This window comes from Terrimonas sp. (assembly GCF_003075435.1).
GTDB lineage: Bacteria > Bacteroidota > Bacteroidia > Chitinophagales > Chitinophagaceae > Agriterribacter.
On record NZ_QCZJ01000037.1, the window covers coordinates 1 to 19855 of the forward strand.

Genomic DNA, 19855 nt, shown 5'->3' on the forward strand with positions numbered 1-19855 from the left:
TGCCGGAAAGGTTTTGTGGTATCTTTTTCCATAACATGCAATATGCTCATCAACTCTTATACCTTTTCTATTTTTAATTATTAACATATGTGCATATCGTTTAATACAAGAGGCCTATTGTCGCCTCAGGCAACTATACCCCATGGCTATAATGCAATCCAACATCATCACTCAATATCAACAACTCCTTAGAACTTTTATCCTTACTCATTCCATATTTCCAGCCAGGCTTAACTATTTTAAATCTGCTATACATCTTTCTTACTTCATCACAGTCGTTGTAAGATAAAATCCATTTATTTCTTTTGCTTAATATATCAACAAGTTCCTCATGGTCAAAACCTTTATGCGCATCGCCCTTCTTTCCATACAAAGCACTTTTTATGAGATAAGGTGGGTCGAGGTAGGCAAATTCATCTGCGTGTTTTAAAAGTGACACTTTATAGTCAGCTTCTGCAATAATGATATCAGAATTGTGGAAATTCCTCAATCGTTCAATCGCTGTTTTAGTAAATCGCGGGTGCCCCGGCGACATACCGCCTGATAAAGTAGCGCCTGAAAACGAGGAGCGGTTCAGTACATAATAAGCTGCCGCCCGTTGCAACTTTGTTTCTAATGTGGTATGTGTTTGCTGTAATTTGTAAAATTCATGTTTGGGTAAAGGAAAATACTTTTCTACTTCGTCAGCCAATACTCCCGGTTGCTCTAAAGTGCATTGCCAAAATTCAACCAGCGGCATAAAAATATCGTAACCATATACTTTAACTCCACGGGCTGCCAGTGATAGCTCTACGGATGCGCCGCCGATAAATGGGGAAACAAGCGTTTTTAAATCTTTGGGGAAAAATGGTAAAAGAAAAGATACAGCCCTTGTTTTGCCACCCGGGTAACGAAGTATTGATTTTTCGCTGTATGTAGTATAAGTCACAGGCGGCAGGTATGTGATTGTAAACTAAAGTTATGATAAACTGCGGGAAGTTGGAACGCTCCAAAAAAAGCCACAAATACACAGCGGCATACAAAGAGGTCACGGCATTGCATAAAGAATAATAATAAAAATGCTTTGAGTAACTTTGTGTATTCTTCGTGTCCCTCTGTGGCGAATGATATATTCCCGAAAATTCGTGCATTCGTGGCAAAAGATATATCACGTTATAAGGATACAGGCACTACGCAGCCGTACGTTCAAATCCGTTTACCTGCTCAACCGGCTTTTGCCCCAACTGCTTCATAAATTTAAAGTGAGAAACAACCGCCCCTCCGAACGTTGGGAAATAATTATAATACAAGCCAAATTCCTGGCAGGTTTTCGCAACTATTTTGCTGATCTCGGGATAGTGCACATGGCTTATACGCGGGAACAGGTGATGCTCAATCTGGAAATTCAACCCTCCTACTAACCATGATAGTACTTTATTATTGGCTCCAAAATCGGCAGTGGTTTTTACCTGGTGTATCGCCCATTCGTTTTCTATCTTTTTTGGTTCAATGCCTGCAAAATCAAATTCGGCATGTTCAACCACGTGCGCCAGCTGAAATACCAGCGCCAGCGTTAAACCCAATACAAAGTGCATTACCAGGAAGCCCAGCAGCCATGCCTGCCAGCCTACAACAGCTATAGGAATTACAACAGTAAAAGCAACATACAATGCTTTTGAGATCCAGAAGGTAGCATGTTCTTTAAAGTCCATCGGCTTAAGTGGCGTAGTATATACTTTCTTGGTAACGTATTTTATATAATCTGTAATAAATAAAAGAAACAGTGACGTAAACCCGTAAAGGAAGAACATATAATAATGCTGGTATCGATGAGGCGGATACCATTTTTGCGTAGAGCACTCTCTCATAAATGGCTTATTATTAATGTCATCATCAATACCATCAATATTGGTATAGGTATGGTGAACGATATTGTGCTTCAGCTTCCAGAAAAACGCGTTACCGCCAAGCGCGTTCATGGTAAGCCCCATCACGTCATTAACCCATCCTTTTTTGGAATAGCTGCCATGGCAGGCATCGTGCATGATGTTAAAACCAATGCTTGCCAGCGTAAAACCAAATAAACCGCTTAATACCACACCCCAGAATATATTTAAAGGCAAAAACAATAATGCGCAATATATTAATACGGATGCGGGAATAAGTATAAACGTTTTAAGGTAAAGCTTCCAGTTACCGGTTTTTTCAATATTGTTATCAATAAAGTACTGGTCAACGTTTGCTTTAAGCGCGTTGAAGAATACTTTGTTCTTGTTGTTGAAGGTTACTTTATACATTAATTGCTGTTTACCATTGCTATAAAGTTCCCATTTATATGCAATGGAGATTTACTAATAACGGAATTTTTCCCGTTTACTGCGTATCACTGAAAAATATATTTCCGGAAAGAAAGATATCTGGTAGTTGCGACGAACGGGTGTGCAAAGGTAATCCTTAAAATCGGAAAATTTGTTTAATTCATCTTAAAAGGCACAATCATGTCGAACATGGGTATTTTTACCTCAAATTGCTTTTTAGACGTAACATTTTCCATGGCGTATGTACCATACATTTTACCCATTTCTGTGCGGAGATTACAGCCGCTGACATATTGGTATTGCTCGCCGGGGTTAATTTGCGGCTGAACGCCTACAACACCCTCTCCTTCCACCTCCCGGTGAGTACCATTACTGTCAAATATATACCAATGCCTGCGAAGGAGCCGGACCGGAAAAGCATTATTATTCTGCAATGTGATGCGGTAAGCAAACATAAATTCACCACTCACGGGGTTGCTGTAATCGGGCTGGTAGAAAGTTTCAACCGTTACAATTACCCCTTCAGTGACTTTTGATGCCATTGCTGCTATAAAGTTTACGCTAAAAATAACGAAAAACTACGATAGCCTAAGGTAATTTATCTATAAATTTTGTGCTACTGTATAAAAACACATTTACCTTTGCGACTCTATCACAACATTTCTTGCCCGGATTTGTTTAATGACCAATTAAATTTTTGTAAATGAAAATAGCTGTAGCTAAAGGCGATGGTATAGGCCCGGAAATCATGGATGCCGTTTTGCGCATTTTTGAAGCCAATAAAGTTCCGCTTGAATATGAGTTTGTAGACATGGGCAAGTGGGTGTTTGATAAAGGGTTCTCCAATGGTATGACTCCCGAAGCGCAAAAGGCTATCGAATCGCTGGGATTATTATTTAAAGGGCCTATGGAAACACCTAAAGGCAAGGGCGTTAAAAGTATTAATGTAACAGCAAGAAAAACATGGAACACTTTTGCCAATAAAAGAGTATTTCAATCGCTGCATGGAGTTGATACTGTTTTTTCAAAGGCAGGCATACCAATAGATATTACAGTTGTGAGAGAGAATATTGAAGATACTTACGGCGGTATTGAACATATGCTTACCCATGATGTGGCTTTAAGCCGCAGGATGATCACCAGGCCCGGTAGCCTCCAGGTAATCCGTTATGCATTTGAAATGGCAAAGCAAAAAAAGGCCAGGCGCATAACCTGCGGACACAAGGCTAATATTATGAAAATAACGGATGGTTTATTCCTTGATTGCTTTTATGAAGTAGCTAAAGAATACCCTGAGTTAAAAGCAGACGATATTATTGTGGATGATCTTTGTATGAAACTGGTTACCAAACCGGATAGTTTTGATGTGGTGGTTTTAACCAATCTGCAGGGCGATATTGTTTCTGACCTGTGCGCAGGATTGGTGGGTGGTTTAGGGTTTGCTCCTTCTGCCAATATTGGCGACCATATTTCTATTTTTGAAGCTGTGCATGGTACGGCACCTGATATTGCAGGTAAAAATATCGCCAATCCTACAGCGTTGCTGCTTAGCGGTATATCTATGCTGATGCACGTTGGGCTTACAGAAAATGCCGGCATAATTGAGAACGCGTTATTATATACTTTAGAAAGTGGTATACATACCGGGGATTTTGGCGACAAATCAAAACCTTCTGTAAATACAACTGAATTTGCCGATGCCGTTATCAGCAATTTTGGAAAACAACCTGTTGTTAATCCAAAACCAATAATGCCGAATAAGCCCGGTACTCCTACTCCATTTAAGCTGCAGCAAAATGCAATGATGGAATCAAAAGAAGAAGGAAATGAAACGATCGTGGGCGTAGATTTTTTTATTGAAAGTAATGAACAGCCGCAATCTATTGCGGTTAAATGCGAGCGGCATGGTGGCGTTAAGTTTAAGCTGATTAATATCAGCAACCGCGGTACGCAGGTTTGGCCAACAGGCTCGGTATACACCAACCTGGTAAACGTGTATAATGTACGTTTTGAAACTTTGGATGGAGAACCATTAAATCAGCAGGATATTTTGGGCTTATATATAAGCTTAAGCGGAAACTTTAAAGTTTGCTCTTCAGAATTATTAAATCAATGGGGGGAGAGAAAAGGATATAGCCTGGCACAGGGGCAGTGAGGATTGAGCTATGGGCGGTGGGCTATTTCATGCAATTGAAAATTATTACTTGTAACAGCAGGGGCAAAGAACACCCGGCTCAATCTTTATAAAAATCATTGCTCATAGCCTGAACAAAATGCCTCATAGTTCCCCGCCCATTGCCCACCGCCCACAACCGATAGCTCCTGCCCCTCGTTAATCAACGTTAAAACATTTTTTACCCACTAAACCTTGCTTACCTGTGCGGGTCTATCTGCTATCATTCATTTAAAAAAAAACAACTCATGAAAAAGATAGTATTAGGAACCTTGGCTTTAATGATTGGTATTGCAGGTTTACAGGCACAGGACAAAACTGATAAAGCTCCTCCGTCAAAACCTGTTTATGGTAAGCATCATGGTAAACGCGGTATGCATGGTAAGCATGATGTAAACTATAAAAAGCTGAATCTTACACAGGATCAGCAGGATCAGATGAAAAAAATCAACGCGGATTTTAAAAGTAAAATGGATGAGCTGAAAAAATCAGAAGCCACCATTACAGTTAAAAATTATAAAGAAAAAAGGCAGGCAATTGCCAAACAACACCGTGATCAGGTACAAAATGTACTTACCAAAGAACAAAAAGATCAGTTGGCAAAAATGCACAGCGAAAGGGGTAAGACATTTGGGAAAGGACCCCGCAAAGGGTTTGAAGGCGGACCTGGCAGGGGAATGGATAAAATGAAAGCTGAACTTGGCTTATCAGACGAACAAACTGCAAAAATGAAAACATTGCAGGAAGATACAAGAGCAAAAATGAAAAGTATTCGTGAGAATCAATCATTGAGTGAGGATGCGAAAAAGCAACAGGTGATGGCTGCATTTAAAGATCAGCGTGAGGGTATGAACAAAATTCTTACACCGGAACAACAAAAGAAAATGGAAAGCATGAGACCTAAACACATGCATCGCGAAGCAAAATAATTTTAATGTGGGATTATAGCGTGTTTAATGCCGGGCTGCCTGAAAGAGCAGCCCTTTTTTTAAAAGCCTCCCTCCTCCTGCTCTTCAAAGGAAAGAAGGCGGTATTTAACTGCCAATTCAGCCATCGTATTTCTACTGTTCAGGCATCAGCCTCTTCATATTTTTTCAGCTTTAAACATCTCGTATAAAGCGCAGCCTGAATAATATAAAATATGTATACCGGGAAGCTGCCGACAGGCTGGCTCCGGGATGCGGGAAGGGGCATTGCTATTCCATCATCATCTTCTGCAGCTTCTTTGTAAGCAGAAATAGTACAATTGCCGCTATACCTGCGAGAAAAACAAAAAACATAAAGAAGTCGTAAAGGTTATGCATCTCATATCCAAGAAAGTTGGTTGCTTTTCCTCCGTCGGGGTAAAATGAACTTAATACACCTGCAAGTTTATTTCCAAAAGCATTAGCAGTAAACCATATTGCCATTAATAAAGAAGAGAACTTAAGCGGCGATAGTTTATTTACCAGGGACATACCAATGGGGGATAAACATAATTCACCAGCCGTATGCAGCGCATACATACCGGTGAGCCATATCATACTTACTTTAATACCGGGTGCAACATTGCTAACCCCTTTTGCTATCCACAAATAGCCAAGCGCTAATAAAAATAAGCCCCACGCCATTTTTGTTGGAGAGGAAGGCTCTCTTTTTCCAAGCTTCAGCCAAAGCCAGGCAAAAAATGGCGCGAACAAAACTACAAATGCTGAATTAAGCGACTGAAACCAGCTTGCAGGAATTTCTTTAATGTTTACATCAATGCCTTTTGTAAGGAGATATACATTAACAATAATTATAACTGCAAGAAACAATAATAAAAGTCCGTACACGGTAATACGTAATTCCCTGTCGAAAGCGGAGGCAAGATTTTTTGCGCCTTTTTTATACAGCGTATAAATAAAATAAATACATGCCGCTGATAATGTTGCTATCAGCCAGGTTGGGATGCGCAGTCCGAGAGTCCTGTCTGTTTGTTCGTCTGCAAATAGCGTAAGTGATGCACCGGCCTGCTCAAATGCTGCCCAGAAAAAGATCACGAAAAAGCACACTACAAAAATCACCAGTACTTTGTTTTTTTCTATCTGGTTGAGCGTTTTGTCCATAAAAATAATAGCGGGTATAATTACTATACAAGCTACCAGCAAATAAAAGAGGTAATTGATCCTGGTATCAAGATACAGTAACCCGATACATGCCAATGCAAGAACCGCCAAACCCAATATGGTTGGCAAGGGCGATGTCATGATTTTGGGGCTGTTGGCAGGCACCAGGCCCAGCACATTCTTATCAGGGTCAACAACGTATTTATGCTGATATAGTTTTTGAACGATCACACTTATCACCATACCTATGCCCGCAATTAAAAACGCCCACCTGAAATCAGACGGGTCGCCGGTATCGCCAAATAATCCGCAGATGAATGGACCTAATGCACCGCCTGTATTAATGCCCATATAAAAAATAGTATAGGCTGCATCTTTCCTGTGATCATTTTTAGGATATAGCTGCCCTACAAGCGACGAAATATTAGGCTTAAAAAAGCCATTCCCTGCAATCATTAATCCAAGCCCGGAAAAAAATAAAACCGAAGAAATATCAGGTGCGCTTTTATATAAAGTTCCGCAGGCAAATAAAATCAATTCACCAATGGCCATTACTATACCTCCGGCAATAATTGAGCGGCGGTTTCCCCAATACCTGTCTGCAATAAAGCCGCCCAGCAAAGGAGTAAGGTATATCAGGCTTAAATAGCTGCCATAAAGATTTGATGCGAACGCTTTATCAAACAAAAGCGCTTTGGTCATAAACAGCACCAGCATGGCCCGCATGCCGTAAAAATTAAAACGTTCCCACATTTCCGTTGCAAACAAAATGTATAGTCCCTTTGGGTGTCCTTTGGCCGGGGTATTATTCATTAATAAATAATTTAATCAAAGAAGAAGTTAAGTTGAAAAGCCAATATAGCGCATATTTTGCTACATATTACTCAATGTAAATGCCCACCTGTAAAATAAATTCACTTTTAAAACGGCTATATCTCTATTTTCGCACGCATAAATTATTATAGCTCATATCATGAATATTCTATTATTAGGTTCAGGTGGAAGAGAACATGCGCTGGCGTGGAAAATGAGCCAGAGCAGCCTTCTTACAAAATTATTTATTGCACCAGGCAATACCGGAACGGCATTGTGCGGAACAAATGTGAATATAGCAGCAACTGATTTCGAATCTATTAAAAAATTCTGCATAGATAATGCCATTGAAATAGTGGTTGTTGGGCCGGAGGAACCCCTTGTAAAGGGTATTTACGATTTTTTTAAAGAAGATGTTTCTGTTAATCATATTCCTGTGATTGGTCCATCTAAAAAAGGGGCACAACTGGAAGGCAGCAAGGCTTTTGCCAAAGCGTTTATGGAAAAGCATCATATTCCATCTGCAGGGTACAGGGAGTTTGATGAAAGCAATTATGAAGAAGGTGTAGCGTACCTGCAGGCGCATTCTTTGCCGATAGTATTAAAAGCAGACGGGCTTGCAGCAGGTAAAGGCGTGATTATTTGCCAGAATTATATAGAAGCAGTAGCCGAATTCGAGCTGATGATACAGCAGTCAAAGTTTGGAGATGCAAGTAAAAAAGTAGTAGTAGAGGAGTTTCTTTCTGGTATAGAAATGAGCGTTTTTGTACTTACAGATGGCGTTAATTATGTAATTCTTCCTGAAGCAAAAGACTATAAGCGGATAGGGGAAGGAGACAAAGGGCTTAATACCGGCGGTATGGGAGCCATCAGCCCGGTACCATTCGCTGATGAAGCCTTCATGCAAAAAATTATTGCCCAGGTAGTTGAGCCAACAATAAAAGGAATAAGGGAAGATAAGCTGGAATATGCAGGGTTCATCTTTATAGGCATTATTAAAGTGGGTGAAGAACCGTTTGTAATTGAATACAACTGTCGTATGGGAGATCCTGAAACTGAGGTGGTTATGCCAAGATTGCGAAATGACCTGGTGGCTTTGTTTAAGGCTGTTACCACTCAAAAACTGGATGAAGTGAACATTGAAACCGACCCGAGAAGCGCAGCTACTGTAGTAGCTGTAAGCGGCGGCTACCCCGGGGAATATGAAAAAGGCAAACCAATAGAGGGTCTCGATTTAATACAGGAAGAGGAAACAATTGTATTTCATGCCGGCACCAAACAGGAGGGAGAAACTATTGTAACGGCAGGCGGCAGAGTATTAGCAGTTACCTCTTTGGGTAATACCTTACAAAAGTCCGTTGAAAAATCGATGGCGATCCTTGAGGTTATTGAGTTTGATGGTATGCATTTCAGAAAAGATATAGGATATGAGTTTTATTAGGTGTCAGCAGTCAGGTGTCAGCTATCAGGTTTCGGAGATACTGACAGCAATTGCAACGGCTGAAACCTGATAGCTGAAACCTGATAGCCCTTCCCATAATCATTAAAAAATTTATTTCTCTCAAAGTCAATAAAAATCAAGGTTTTGCCGTTGTATTTCAAATTATTTACAACAACTTTGCAAACATTATTTACGAATAACATTCTCCAATATCAATTATGGGTCTCTTCAATTGGTTTACACAGGAAATTGCTATAGATCTCGGTACAGCTAACACCCTTATTATTCATAATGAGGAGATCGTAGTTAACGAGCCTTCTATTATTGCCCTCGACAGGAACAATCCCAAGAATGTACTTGCGGTAGGTAAGAAAGCTTTGATGATGCATGAGAAAACGCACGAAAGCATACGTACTATCCGCCCGTTAAAAGATGGTGTAATAGCCGACTTTAATGCCGCGGAATTAATGATACGGGAGCTGATCAAAATGATCTATCCCAAAAAACCGCTTTTTCCGCCAAGCTGGCGTATGATGATTTGTATCCCTTCAAGTATTACAGAAGTTGAAAAGCGTGCTGTAAGAGACAGTTCCGAGCAGGCTGGCGCTAAGGAAGTATACCTGCTTCATGAACCTATGGCAGCAGCGCTTGGTATTGGCATTGATGTGGAAGAACCAGTGGGAAACATGATTGTTGATATTGGTGGCGGTACAACAGGTATTACGGTTATCGCTTTAGCTGGTATAGTGTGCGATCAGTCTATACGTATTGCAGGTGATGAATTTACCGCGGATATTATGGAGGCTTTACGTCGTTATCATAGTTTACTGATTGGTGAAAGAACAGCTGAACAAATAAAGATCCAGATTGGCGCGGCAATGAAAGACCTGGAAGTTCCACCGGATGATTTACCTGTAAATGGCCGCGACCTGGTAACAGGTATTCCAAAACAAATTATGGTTAGCTACCAGGAAGTAGCAGAAGCGCTTGATAAAAGTATTTTTAAAATTGAAGAAGCGATTTTAAAAGCGTTGGAAACAACACCACCCGAGCTTGCATCTGATATTTATCGCAGAGGTATATATATTACAGGAGGCGGTGCATTATTGCGCGGATTAGATAAGCGTTTAAGCCAGAAGATAAAATTACCGGTACATGTAGCAGATGATCCGTTGAAGAGTGTGGTTAGAGGAACCGGTATCGCTTTGAAAAATTATCAGCGCTATCCATTTGTTATGCGATAGTTGATCCCGCGCATTTCAAAATATTTGCCCGATCCTATCCTTATAAATAGAATTTGTAAAAACACTTCATGTGCGTAATGTCTTTCTGTTCATCAGGCGATATTTTAATTTTCTGTTTTTCGTGATAATGCAGGTTATTGCCTTGTATATGTTGTTTCAGTACAACAGGTTTCACGAAGCGGCATTTATGAATGTATCCGGCGAAGTAACAGGAAGAATAAGCAGGCAATACAATAATGTTGAATATTATTTCAACCTCAAGAAAACCAATGATCAGCTTGTTGTTGAAAACCAACGGCTCAGAAATTTACTCAGACAGGATTTTCTCGTTAACGATACTTCTCATACGCTGGTAGTTGATTCCATCAAAGTTGATTCGATTGAACAATACAGACGATATTTCTATTATCCCGCCAAGGTTATTAATAATTCTGTTACAGCTCAAAATAATTATATTACCATCAGCCGCGGCACAGCCCAGGGGTTAGGTAAAGATATGGCTGTGGTAAGTCCTTCGGGTATAGTTGGAACAATAGTAAACGTGAGCCCTAACATGGCAACAGTAATGAGCCTGCTGCACAGGAACAGCAGGGTAAGCGCAAGCCTTCTTAAAACCGGGGAAACGGGAAGTATAGAATGGGATGGGAAAAATCCACAGGAGCTGACGTTTAAAAATATTCCCAAAAGTGTGCAGATAAAGGTTGGCGATAGCGTAGTAACAAGCCGCTATTCAACATTTCCTGCCGGAGAAATGGTGGGCGTGATCACACATATAGGAGAGCAGAAAGAATCAAATTTTTATTTATTGACTGTTAAGCCTTCAACCAATTTTTATAACGTGCAGTTTGTATATGCGGTTAAAAATTTGCAGAAGGAAGAGCAGGACGCTATTGAAAAAGCAACCCAAAAGCAGGAGTAAGCGATGAGTGAATTGCTCAAAAATATAATACGGTTTTTTATCCTGATTTTTGTGCAGGTATTTATTCTGAATAAAATACCGCCATTACATCAGTTTGTTGTTCCATACCTGTATTTTATTTATATTCTTTGGCTGCCATATAAAATTCCAAGACTTTCATTAACGCTGCTTGGGTTTATATATGGGCTTTGTCTCGATTTTTTTACAAAAACACCGGGGCTTCATGCTTCCGCGTGCATTACTGTAGCATATCTGCGCCCGTTTCTTATTAACATACTCATTTCAAAAGACGATCCTGGGTTTAACTATACATCTCCTGCTCCGTCAAGTATGGGATGGCCGCAATACCTTGTATACACATTAGTGCTTTCTTTTATTCACAATGGGTGGGTAGTATTTCTGGAATGGTTAAGTTTTGGAAATATTTGGTACTTCTTAGGCAAGGTAATTGCCACTACAGGCGTTAGTTTCTTATTAATTTTAATAACAGAAGTTCTTTTTTACAGGAAACAGAAGTTCAGGACAAACAATTAGGGTATGCCTGTATTTAACCAGTCACGTCAAACCGTTATTCGCCTCATATTTGCCACCACTTTTTTAATAATAGTGGTGCGCCTCGCAGTATTGCAATTGTTTTCCGACAAATACGACGCGCAGGCATTCAGCAATGCTGTTTACAAAAAAACGATTTACCCGGGCAGGGGTATCATCTTTGACCGTAACAACAAAGCCATCCTTAACAATACCATTATTTATGATCTTACGGTAACACCGTACGAAGTAAAACAGGTGGATACAAGTTACCTGTGTTCGTTATTAAGCATCGATACCGCGGAGTTTAAAAACAGGATAATTACAGCTATAATCAAAAACGGGCGATATCGCCCTTCTGTTTTTGAAGGATTGCTTTCGCTAGAGTTGCAGGCAAAACTGGAGGAAAATATCTGGCGTTTTCCCGGATTCACGCTGGTTGAGCGGCCCATACGCACCTATCCATTTAAAGCCGGGGCCCATTTATTGGGAGATATTGGAGAGGTTGATACCGCTATCATCAGGCGCAGCAAGAATTTTTATCAAATGGGCGATTATGTGGGCAGATCAGGTATGGAACAGTATTATGAAAGTGTGCTGATGGGGCAGCGGGGGGTGCAGCATCTTATAAAAGATAATAAGAACAGGATACAGGGGCCATGGGAAAATGAAAAATATGATACATCAGCGAAAGCAGGACGAAACCTGCGTACATATATTGACATTGAACTGCAGCAATTAGCAGAAAAATTAATGGCCAATAAAGTCGGGAGTATTGTAGCGATTGATCCTAAAACAGGAGGAATACTGACAATGGTATCCGGCCCAGTTATTGATCCTAATGATCTTACCGGCAATACACGTCAAAAAAATTATGCAAAACTGGCGCTTGATGTTTCAGCTCCCTTAATGAACAGGGCAACCCGCGGTTTATATGAGCCGGGTTCTACTTTTAAACCTGTAGGCGGTTTGGTGGCGCTCGATTTAGGAGTAATCAATGCAGGTTATGGTGTTAGCTGCGCTGGCGCATATTACGGATGCGGCAAGGTAATTAAATGTGAACACCACAACCCGGGGCATGCCGCCAATATGCGGCTGGCATTGGCCAACTCCTGCAACTCCTATTTTTCCCAGATATACAGGATGACGGTTGACAACCCAAAAGATCATAATACAAAAGCAGGCTATACCAGGTGGAAGGATTATATGAATGCATTTGGGTGGGGAGAAAAACTGGGTATTGATTTACCGAATGAACTACCTGGCAGCATTCCTGATACAACAATATATAATAAAGTATACCGCAACCAATGGAACTCCTGTACTAACGTTACGCTTGGCATTGGCCAGGATAAAATGCAGGTAACACCTGTGCAGTTGGCTAACGCCATGTGTGTAATTGCCAATAAGGGATATTATTATACACCGCATTTTGTAGAGAAAATTGATAATGAAACGCCTGCAGACAGCATTTTAAAACCTTTCAGAATAAAACATGAGGCGCTTACCCATATTTCTGACGAAGCATACGAAGCCATTCACGCCGGTATGCAGGATGTGGTGGAAAGCGGAACCGCACGTATCGCGAAAATTCCTGGTATAAATATTTGTGCAAAAACAGGAACCGCAGAAAAATATACGGTGCTTGACGGGCACAGGATTAAACTGCCCAACAATTCCATGTTTGTTTGCTTTGCTCCGAGAGAAGACCCTAAAATTGCTATAGCTGTAGCCGTAGAAAATGCAGGCTTTGGATCAACCTGGGCTGCGCCAATAGCTTCTTTACTCATTGAACAATATCTTACAGATTCTATCAGGTCTGAAAAAAAGAAAGATGTTGAGAGAATTGCTTCTGCTAACCTGATGCCTGCTTACCTTAAAAGAAAACAATTCATTGCAGACTCAACAAGAGCATATTATTATTTTAATTTAAGAAAAGACAGCAGCTATATTAAAAAATACCTGAAGCAACGCAGTGCTAAAGTTGAGAAGCCCAAACAGGACAATACTACGGTTAGTTCAAATAAAAATACTGCTGTTGAAAATAAGCAACAGCAGTCCGCGATAATCAAACAGCAGATCCCGGTCCCTGTTGTTTCATATAAAAGTTATGGCAACAGCAGGAACAGGAATCTGTGCTTTTATAAAGAAGCATTTCTTTTTGTTGATGATAAACATTTTAAAAAGCAGGCAGCTATATGAGTTTGAATAAACCTGAAATATCAAGGGGGATAGACGGATTGTTGCTGTGGTTGTATATATTATTATGCTGCATCGGCATTGTAAGCATTTTTGCCGCTACTTATAGAGAGGGAGATGATATCGTTAAAACCTTTCTGTCTTTCAAAACAGATTATAGCAAACAGTCGATTTTCTTTTTAATATCTATTGTAGCAGGTACTGCGGTATTGTTAACCGACAGCAAGTTTTTTACCGCAACAGCAAACCTTTGGTACGCGTTCGGTATTTTGTTGCTTTTACTCGTGTTTCCCTTTCACTCCAATGTAAAAGGTACAAAATCCATCATCAAATTTGGTAATGCGCTCCAGCTCCAGCCTATACAGCTTTGTATAGTGTTTGCCAATCTTGCGCTGGCCAAATATTTGTCGCGTGTAGAAACGGATTTTACCAAAACAAGATCGCAGCTTGTTGCCGCCGCTATTGTAATTGCGCCGGCTATACTGGCTATTGCGCAGAGTGAAACAGGATTAGCTTTGGTGTATTTCTCTTTTTTCCTGGTAATGTTCAGAGAAGGGTTGCCTGCAATTATTCTTATTATAGGATTTTCATTTGCGATACTGGTTGTTGCCACTTTACTGGTAGACCCTGATATATTGGCCCTCATACTTACCGGTATAGCCGGCCTTGCTATTTATATCATGCGGAGGCAAATCAAAAGATATAAATCTGTTTTATTTGGAATCCTCGGTATCTGGATTGTATGCGTAGGCATCCAGCGCTTCGCGGTGCCTTTAATTTTTGATCATGTACTGGAACCCTACCAGGTAAAGCGCATTTATGATACGTTGGGTAAAGATTATATACCCAAAGATGCCGCCGCTGCAGCGGATATTGCTAAAAATACTGAAACAAAAAAAGATGACGGTGATTATAATGTAAAGCAAAGTAAAATTGCTATTGGTAGTGGCGGTTTAACGGGCAAAGGATTATTAAAAGGCACACAAACCCGCTATTCATTTGTGCCTGAGCAAAGAACGGATTTTATTTTCTGCACTATTGGTGAAGGATTTGGCTTCGTGGGAAGCATGATCTTCCTTTCTATTTATATAGCGTTGCTATTCCGTATAGTAACTATTGCGGAAAGGCAGCGAAGTACTTTCAGCAGATGCTATGCGTACGGCGTTGCTTCTGTATTGTTTTTCCATATTGCCATTAATTTGTGTATGACGATGGGCCTGGCGCCTGTTATTGGTATTCCGCTCCCATTTGTTAGTTATGGAGGGCTTTCTCTTGTAACATTCAGTATGATGATCTTTATATTGCTGCGTTTGGATAAAGACCGGCAGATGGTGTTGAGATGATCGGTGGGCGGCGGTCAGCTATAGGTTGCTGCACATGTTAGCGGCTGTTTTCTATTTTAGGAATTTTAAATTCCATCGTGGGCGACACTGGTCGTGGAGGAGGTACAACGTATTTTGCACTCTCAAAATAAATAGTTGTGTCAAACTGATGCAACTGATACTGCTGTTTTCTTTTTACAATCCAGTCTTTGAAGTCCACTAATACTGAAGGAACGCTGTTACTATGAATCCTAATCCTTTTTTTGATCATTTCCTTTTCAATGTAAAATTGGTAGTCTATTCCGTCATGGTAATATTCATAATATGATGTGTCATAAATTTGAAAGGGTATTGTGCTGATAAAGCTGTCAATGATTTTTTTGTCTTCCTTAGAAAGTAAAGTATAATAAGAAGTTCCGGTTTTTAGATTGTCAGAAGAAGAAGTAAAGTGCTGTCTTATTAATGCTGTATCACTTTGTATAAACTTGATTGAAAAGCAGGTTGAAAAAACATCATTATAAGTAAAGTCAAATGCTTGAAATGGTTTTAGTAACTTCTGATTGCTACTTTTAGAAAAGTTGTGAAACCATTTGATGTCATCGTTGACAGCGGCAACCAAAAAAAAGTATATAGCAGCGGCAATTAGAAAAATTATTAAAAAGAGGCCTCGCATATAAAAGAGATGAATAAAAGTGCTGTTTCCATAAAATAGCCGTTATCAGCAATCTGCGTTGTAAATCTAAAAGATATGAAGACAGCATTGCCGGGCGGAAAATAGTTCATCAATATTTTCCGCAACATTTACAGCGCAGCAACGCACTTTTTTGCGGCTTTTTGTAAAATAATATTTTCTAAGCCGACGTATTACACCTGCGGCGTGTTGTTTTTATTTTTTTTCCGGGGAAGTGCCGGTAATATCATTTTTTACAAACTTTATCATCGCACTGCTACCTTCCGTACTTACCAATCTCGCTTCATAGCGCTTGCCTCCTACATTTGCAACCATAAATGAAGTATTAGGAGGAATGGAACCAAGGTTTTCAGCTACCATTACCAATTCATTGGTTTGTTGCAAGTCGCTTACGGGAATTTTTACAGTAAAGGCTTTATCTGTGAGATAGATGTGCTGGAAGATGAGCTTCTCATTTAAAAACAGTGTTATCGAATCACCGTCTATTTCTGCGTTATCATAAAAATTCAATTCAATAGAATCGCCCGATACAGGAATTTCCATTATCGGAACTTTCTGTCGTTGTGTAAACTTTTCTTCAATGGTTAGCGGCTTCAATGGCGTAATTGGCCTTTTTTCTTCCGCAACCGCTATGGGTTTGGGTGCAGGCTCTTCTCTAGCAGGTATAACTGTTCTTTCCGGCTGTGGCTGTAGCACAGGCGCAGGTTGACGCGCAATCATATTTACACTATCAATAACAAAAGGATCATTGGCACCAACGGTGTAATTTTCAATTACAAAATCCCATTCATCATTAAATGCGGTATTATTTGTTTTATCAAGATGCACTTCACCTTTTGATTTGTCTTCGTTTTTTTTTAATGCAGCATTGCCATCTAATTTCATAATGCCACCACCAGGACAATTAAAATCTGCCCTGGAAATCAATTCATATTTACCGGAGGAGCCGATATTCATTCTTCCTGTTTTTTCTTCCAGGAACTGATCATCCCACCAAACAGCTTCATTATTTATTCCGTCAAAATATCCCCTGATGCTATAGCGCCTGTAATTGCCAGGCGATTGATAATAATAAGATGTGCCAATTAAACTATCGCCTTTTTGAACAATTTTTATTTCAATTTTTTGCCTGTTTATTCTACCATGCCATACTCCTGTTATCATTTGAGCGTTGGTTTCTATGGTAATAAAAAATATAAAAACAACGGCTAAGGATAGTAAAAAAAGGAGCTTCTTCAATGTGTGAAATTTTGCTTGAAACGTACAATATCCGCCATTATTTTGCCACATCAAACACAGGAAAATGTTTTAACGAAATCTTGGTTTTAAGGAGCATAAACTGTTAAGAAAAGCTCAATGTTGATTGTGCTTTAAAACGGGATTAATAATAATGCAGTACAATTATTGCCGGATAAAAGTGAATCACTCATCCATTTCCAATATAAGATTTGCTATCAATGCCGTCCAGCCGGTTTGATGAGATGCGCCTAAGCCCTGCCCGGTATCACCATTAAAAAACTCATAAAACAGGTGATGATCTTTAAAATGTTTTTCCTGCCATTCAGGCTGATAATCTGCATGATACTGGTATTGCCCCTTTTCGTTTATTTCAAAAATTTTTAACAGCCTTTTGGTCAACTCATTGGCAATCTGCTTCAGATTCATTTTATTGCCTGACCTTGCCGGGAATTCATAAGTATATGAATCTCCGTAATATTCATAATATTTGCGTAACGCATTTATGATGATATAGTTTAACGGTAACCATATAGGGCCCCGCCAGTTTGAATTGCCTCCGAACATTGAGCTGGAACTCTCGCCAGGCTCATATTGAATACGGTAATCATGCCCCTGGTAACCAAAAACAAATGGATTGTGCTGGTAATATTTTGAAAGAGACCTTATACCATAATCAGATAAGAATTCATCTTCATCCAATAATCTTTTTAAGAGACTTTCCAGCCTGTCTCCTATCATTATCGCGAACAGGTATTTGTTGTCTTTATTCTTTGCCTCAATATCGGAAATAACACGGGTAAGATCAGGGCGGGTAAGCTTTATTACCTGCAGCCTTGTATTAAACTCTCTTAACTGATCAAACATGCTGCTATGCATTATTTCAACTGCGAGCAAAGGAATAATACCCACCAGCGAACGTACTTTCATCCGCTGGCTTGTACCATTCTCAAACTGTATGGCATCGTAGTAAAATTTATCTTCTTCATCCCACAACGATATATCTTTCTTGCCTATGTGATGCATTGCCCAGCCGATGTTGAGAAAATGCCTGAAAAATTTTGCGGATGATTCTTCATATGCTTTGTTGTGCTGCGCCAGCTCAAGCGAAATGCGCAGCATATTGATGGCATACATTGCCATCCAGCTTGTGGCATCTGCCTGTTGTAATTTTTTTATACCTGCAGGCATATGGTTCCTGTCAAACACACCTATATTATCCAGTCCAAGAAACCCCCCTTCAAAAATATCTATGCCATTGGCGTCTTTCTGGTTTACCCACCATGTAAAATTCATCAGCAGCTTCTGAAATGATCTTTCCAGGAAATCCCAATCAGGGACGCCTGTTTTCTTTTTGTCTGCCTCATACACATACCACACGCTCCATGCATGTACAGGAGGATTAACATCGCTGAAGTTCCATTCGTACGCCGGTATCTGTCCGTTGGGATGCATATAGTATTCACGCAGCACAAGCAGTAATTGCTGCTTGGCAAAATAGGGGTCTATATGTATAAAGCTTGCTGCATGAAAAGCAAGATCCCATGCCGCGAACCAGGGATACTCCCATTTATCGGGCATGGAAATAATATTACGGCAGGTAAGATGCTGCCAGTCGTAATTTCTTTTATAGTGCCGGTGCGGTGCGGTTTCATTCGGTTCACCAAATATCCATTTATATACGTCGAGATAGTAAAATTGTTTTGTCCACAGCAAACCGCTTACAGCACCGCGCAACAATTTATGCTGGCTTTTTGAAAGCTTTTTAGAAGAAGCCAGTTGATCATAGTATTCATTGGTATCTTTAATACGCTTAGCAATGACCTCTTCAAAATCGTTCCACGGATTGTCGAGCATGGCAGCGCTTAACCTTACCCTGAATGTTCTTGACTTACCCGGTGCAATATCTGCCTTAAGCCATACCGCGGCTTTTGTTCCTTCCCTGGCGGGATTGACCGTAGGGTGATTATTAACGATATAATCGTTGATGCCATCTTTTACATAAAGCACATCATTTGTGCGGTGATACATCCGTTCGTTGTTTGTTTCATTTTCACAAAACAACTGTTCGCCGCCCTCGTGGTAAAAATAGAAATTGCCATTGCGGCTGGATGTTGTTTTTATACATTTATCTGTTACTGATGTTATAGCAGGTTTGCTGAAACGGATATTATGTTTCCAGAAATTGCGAAACCAGATATGCGGTAATACATGAATTGTTGCCTTTTCAGGTCCGCGGTTAAATACGGTTATTTTCATCAGTATATCCGATACGCCTGCTTTGGCGTATTCAATATAACAATCAAAATAACGGTTGTCGTTAAAAATACCGGTATCCAGTAGTTCAAATTCCGGCGATAACCTGTCGCGCTGATTTTGCTGTATAAGCTGCATATATGGAAATGCATGCTGGGGATATTTGTAGAGAAACCTGCAATATGAATGTGTGGGAGATGAGTCGAGATGAAAATAGAGTTCTTTTACATCTTCTCCATGATTGCCCTCATTATTGGTAAGCCCGAAAAGGCGCTCTTTAAGAATGGGGTCTTTGCCATTCCAGAATGCAGGAGCAATGCACAAAACCTGGTCGCTGTCGCAAAATCCGGCAATGGCATCTTCGCCCCAACGGTAGGCATAACTGCGGGCAAGATCATGGTTTACAAACCCCCAGGTATTCCCTTCGGGGCTGTAATCTTCTCTTACCGTTGCCCATTGGCGTTCAGAAATATACGGTCCCCATTTTTTCCAGTTGTGGTTCTTTTGGGAGCGGATCAGACGCTCATTTTCATTCAAATCCATAGCAGCTTGTTAAGTAAACAACAGCATATGGGCGCAACCGTATAGTTAAATATACAATCTTAATATTTTTTTTACCAGGAAGATTTTGAAAAAGATAGAATAA

Annotated in this window: 15 protein-coding genes; 8 read left to right on the top strand and 7 right to left on the bottom strand. The window is 40.1% G+C overall.

The genetic code is table 11. The annotated features are described in order from the left end of the window. Window positions 1-133: 133 nt before the first annotated feature. The 3 genes from DC498_RS23710 to apaG form a co-directional block, all read right to left on the bottom strand. Window positions 134-928: a DNA adenine methylase gene (locus DC498_RS23710; protein ID WP_116876609.1), complete on the bottom strand. Its 795-nt coding sequence runs from the start codon at window positions 926-928 to the stop codon at window positions 134-136. A gap of 241 nt (window positions 929-1169) precedes the next feature. Next, window positions 1170-2276: a fatty acid desaturase family protein gene (locus tag DC498_RS23715; RefSeq protein WP_116876610.1), complete on the bottom strand. Its 1107-nt coding sequence runs from the start codon at window positions 2274-2276 to the stop codon at window positions 1170-1172. A gap of 176 nt (window positions 2277-2452) precedes the next feature. Next, window positions 2453-2839, bottom strand: a complete 387-nt coding sequence (gene apaG / locus DC498_RS23720) for a Co2+/Mg2+ efflux protein ApaG (protein ID WP_116876611.1) — start codon at window positions 2837-2839, stop codon at window positions 2453-2455. A gap of 161 nt (window positions 2840-3000) precedes the next feature. Between apaG and DC498_RS23725 the strand changes: the two genes are divergently transcribed. Continuing rightward, window positions 3001-4452, top strand: a complete 1452-nt coding sequence (locus DC498_RS23725; protein ID WP_116876612.1) for an NADP-dependent isocitrate dehydrogenase — start codon at window positions 3001-3003, stop codon at window positions 4450-4452. Window positions 4453-4718: 266 nt separating this feature from the next. Continuing rightward, the gene (locus tag DC498_RS23730; RefSeq protein ID WP_116876613.1) at window positions 4719-5399 is read left to right on the top strand and encodes a Spy/CpxP family protein refolding chaperone; all 681 of its coding nucleotides are present in this window, start codon (window positions 4719-4721) and stop codon (window positions 5397-5399) included. Window positions 5400-5666: 267 nt separating this feature from the next. Here the strand turns inward: DC498_RS23730 and DC498_RS23735 are convergent, their stop codons facing one another. Next, window positions 5667-7370 (bottom strand): peptide MFS transporter, encoded by a 1704-nt coding sequence (locus DC498_RS23735; protein WP_116876614.1) that lies wholly within the window; start codon window positions 7368-7370, stop codon window positions 5667-5669. Between the two features lie 160 nt (window positions 7371-7530). Here DC498_RS23735 and purD point away from each other — a divergent pair, with 160 nt between their 5' ends. The 6 genes from purD to rodA all read left to right on the top strand — a co-directional run bounded on the left by purD (window position 7531) and on the right by rodA (window position 15047). Beyond that, window positions 7531-8811, top strand: a complete 1281-nt coding sequence (purD, locus tag DC498_RS23740; protein WP_116876615.1) for a phosphoribosylamine--glycine ligase — start codon at window positions 7531-7533, stop codon at window positions 8809-8811. A gap of 218 nt (window positions 8812-9029) precedes the next feature. Next, entirely contained in the window at window positions 9030-10055 is a 1026-nt protein-coding gene (locus DC498_RS23750; protein ID WP_116876617.1) for a rod shape-determining protein, read from the top strand. 70 nt (window positions 10056-10125) lie between these two features. Beyond that, window positions 10126-10974 carry a rod shape-determining protein MreC gene (gene mreC / locus DC498_RS23755; protein ID WP_116876618.1) on the top strand — a complete coding sequence of 283 codons (849 nt, stop codon included), beginning with the start codon at window positions 10126-10128 and terminating at the stop codon, window positions 10972-10974. 3 nt (window positions 10975-10977) lie between these two features. Further along, the gene (locus DC498_RS23760) at window positions 10978-11508 is read left to right on the top strand and encodes a rod shape-determining protein MreD (RefSeq protein ID WP_116876619.1); all 531 of its coding nucleotides are present in this window, start codon (window positions 10978-10980) and stop codon (window positions 11506-11508) included. Window positions 11509-11511: 3 nt separating this feature from the next. Then, window positions 11512-13707 (top strand): penicillin-binding protein 2, encoded by a 2196-nt coding sequence (gene mrdA, locus DC498_RS23765; protein ID WP_116876620.1) that lies wholly within the window; start codon window positions 11512-11514, stop codon window positions 13705-13707. After that, the gene (rodA, locus tag DC498_RS23770) at window positions 13704-15047 is read left to right on the top strand and encodes a rod shape-determining protein RodA (RefSeq protein ID WP_116876621.1); all 1344 of its coding nucleotides are present in this window, start codon (window positions 13704-13706) and stop codon (window positions 15045-15047) included. The genes mrdA and rodA overlap by 4 nt, the downstream gene beginning before the upstream one ends. A 37-nt stretch (window positions 15048-15084) precedes the next feature. Here rodA and DC498_RS23775 read toward each other — a convergent pair whose 3' ends face one another. The 3 genes from DC498_RS23775 to DC498_RS23785 all read right to left on the bottom strand — a co-directional run bounded on the left by DC498_RS23775 (window position 15085) and on the right by DC498_RS23785 (window position 19752). Continuing rightward, the gene (locus DC498_RS23775; protein ID WP_133176964.1) at window positions 15085-15699 is read right to left on the bottom strand and encodes a hypothetical protein; all 615 of its coding nucleotides are present in this window, start codon (window positions 15697-15699) and stop codon (window positions 15085-15087) included. Window positions 15700-15912: 213 nt separating this feature from the next. Further along, a complete protein-coding gene (locus DC498_RS23780) occupies window positions 15913-16956 on the bottom strand; it encodes a hypothetical protein (protein WP_133176965.1) in 1044 nt (347 codons plus the stop codon). A 183-nt stretch (window positions 16957-17139) separates the two neighbouring features. After that, the gene (locus DC498_RS23785) at window positions 17140-19752 is read right to left on the bottom strand and encodes an MGH1-like glycoside hydrolase domain-containing protein (RefSeq protein ID WP_116876624.1); all 2613 of its coding nucleotides are present in this window, start codon (window positions 19750-19752) and stop codon (window positions 17140-17142) included. Window positions 19753-19855: the final 103 nt, after the last annotated feature.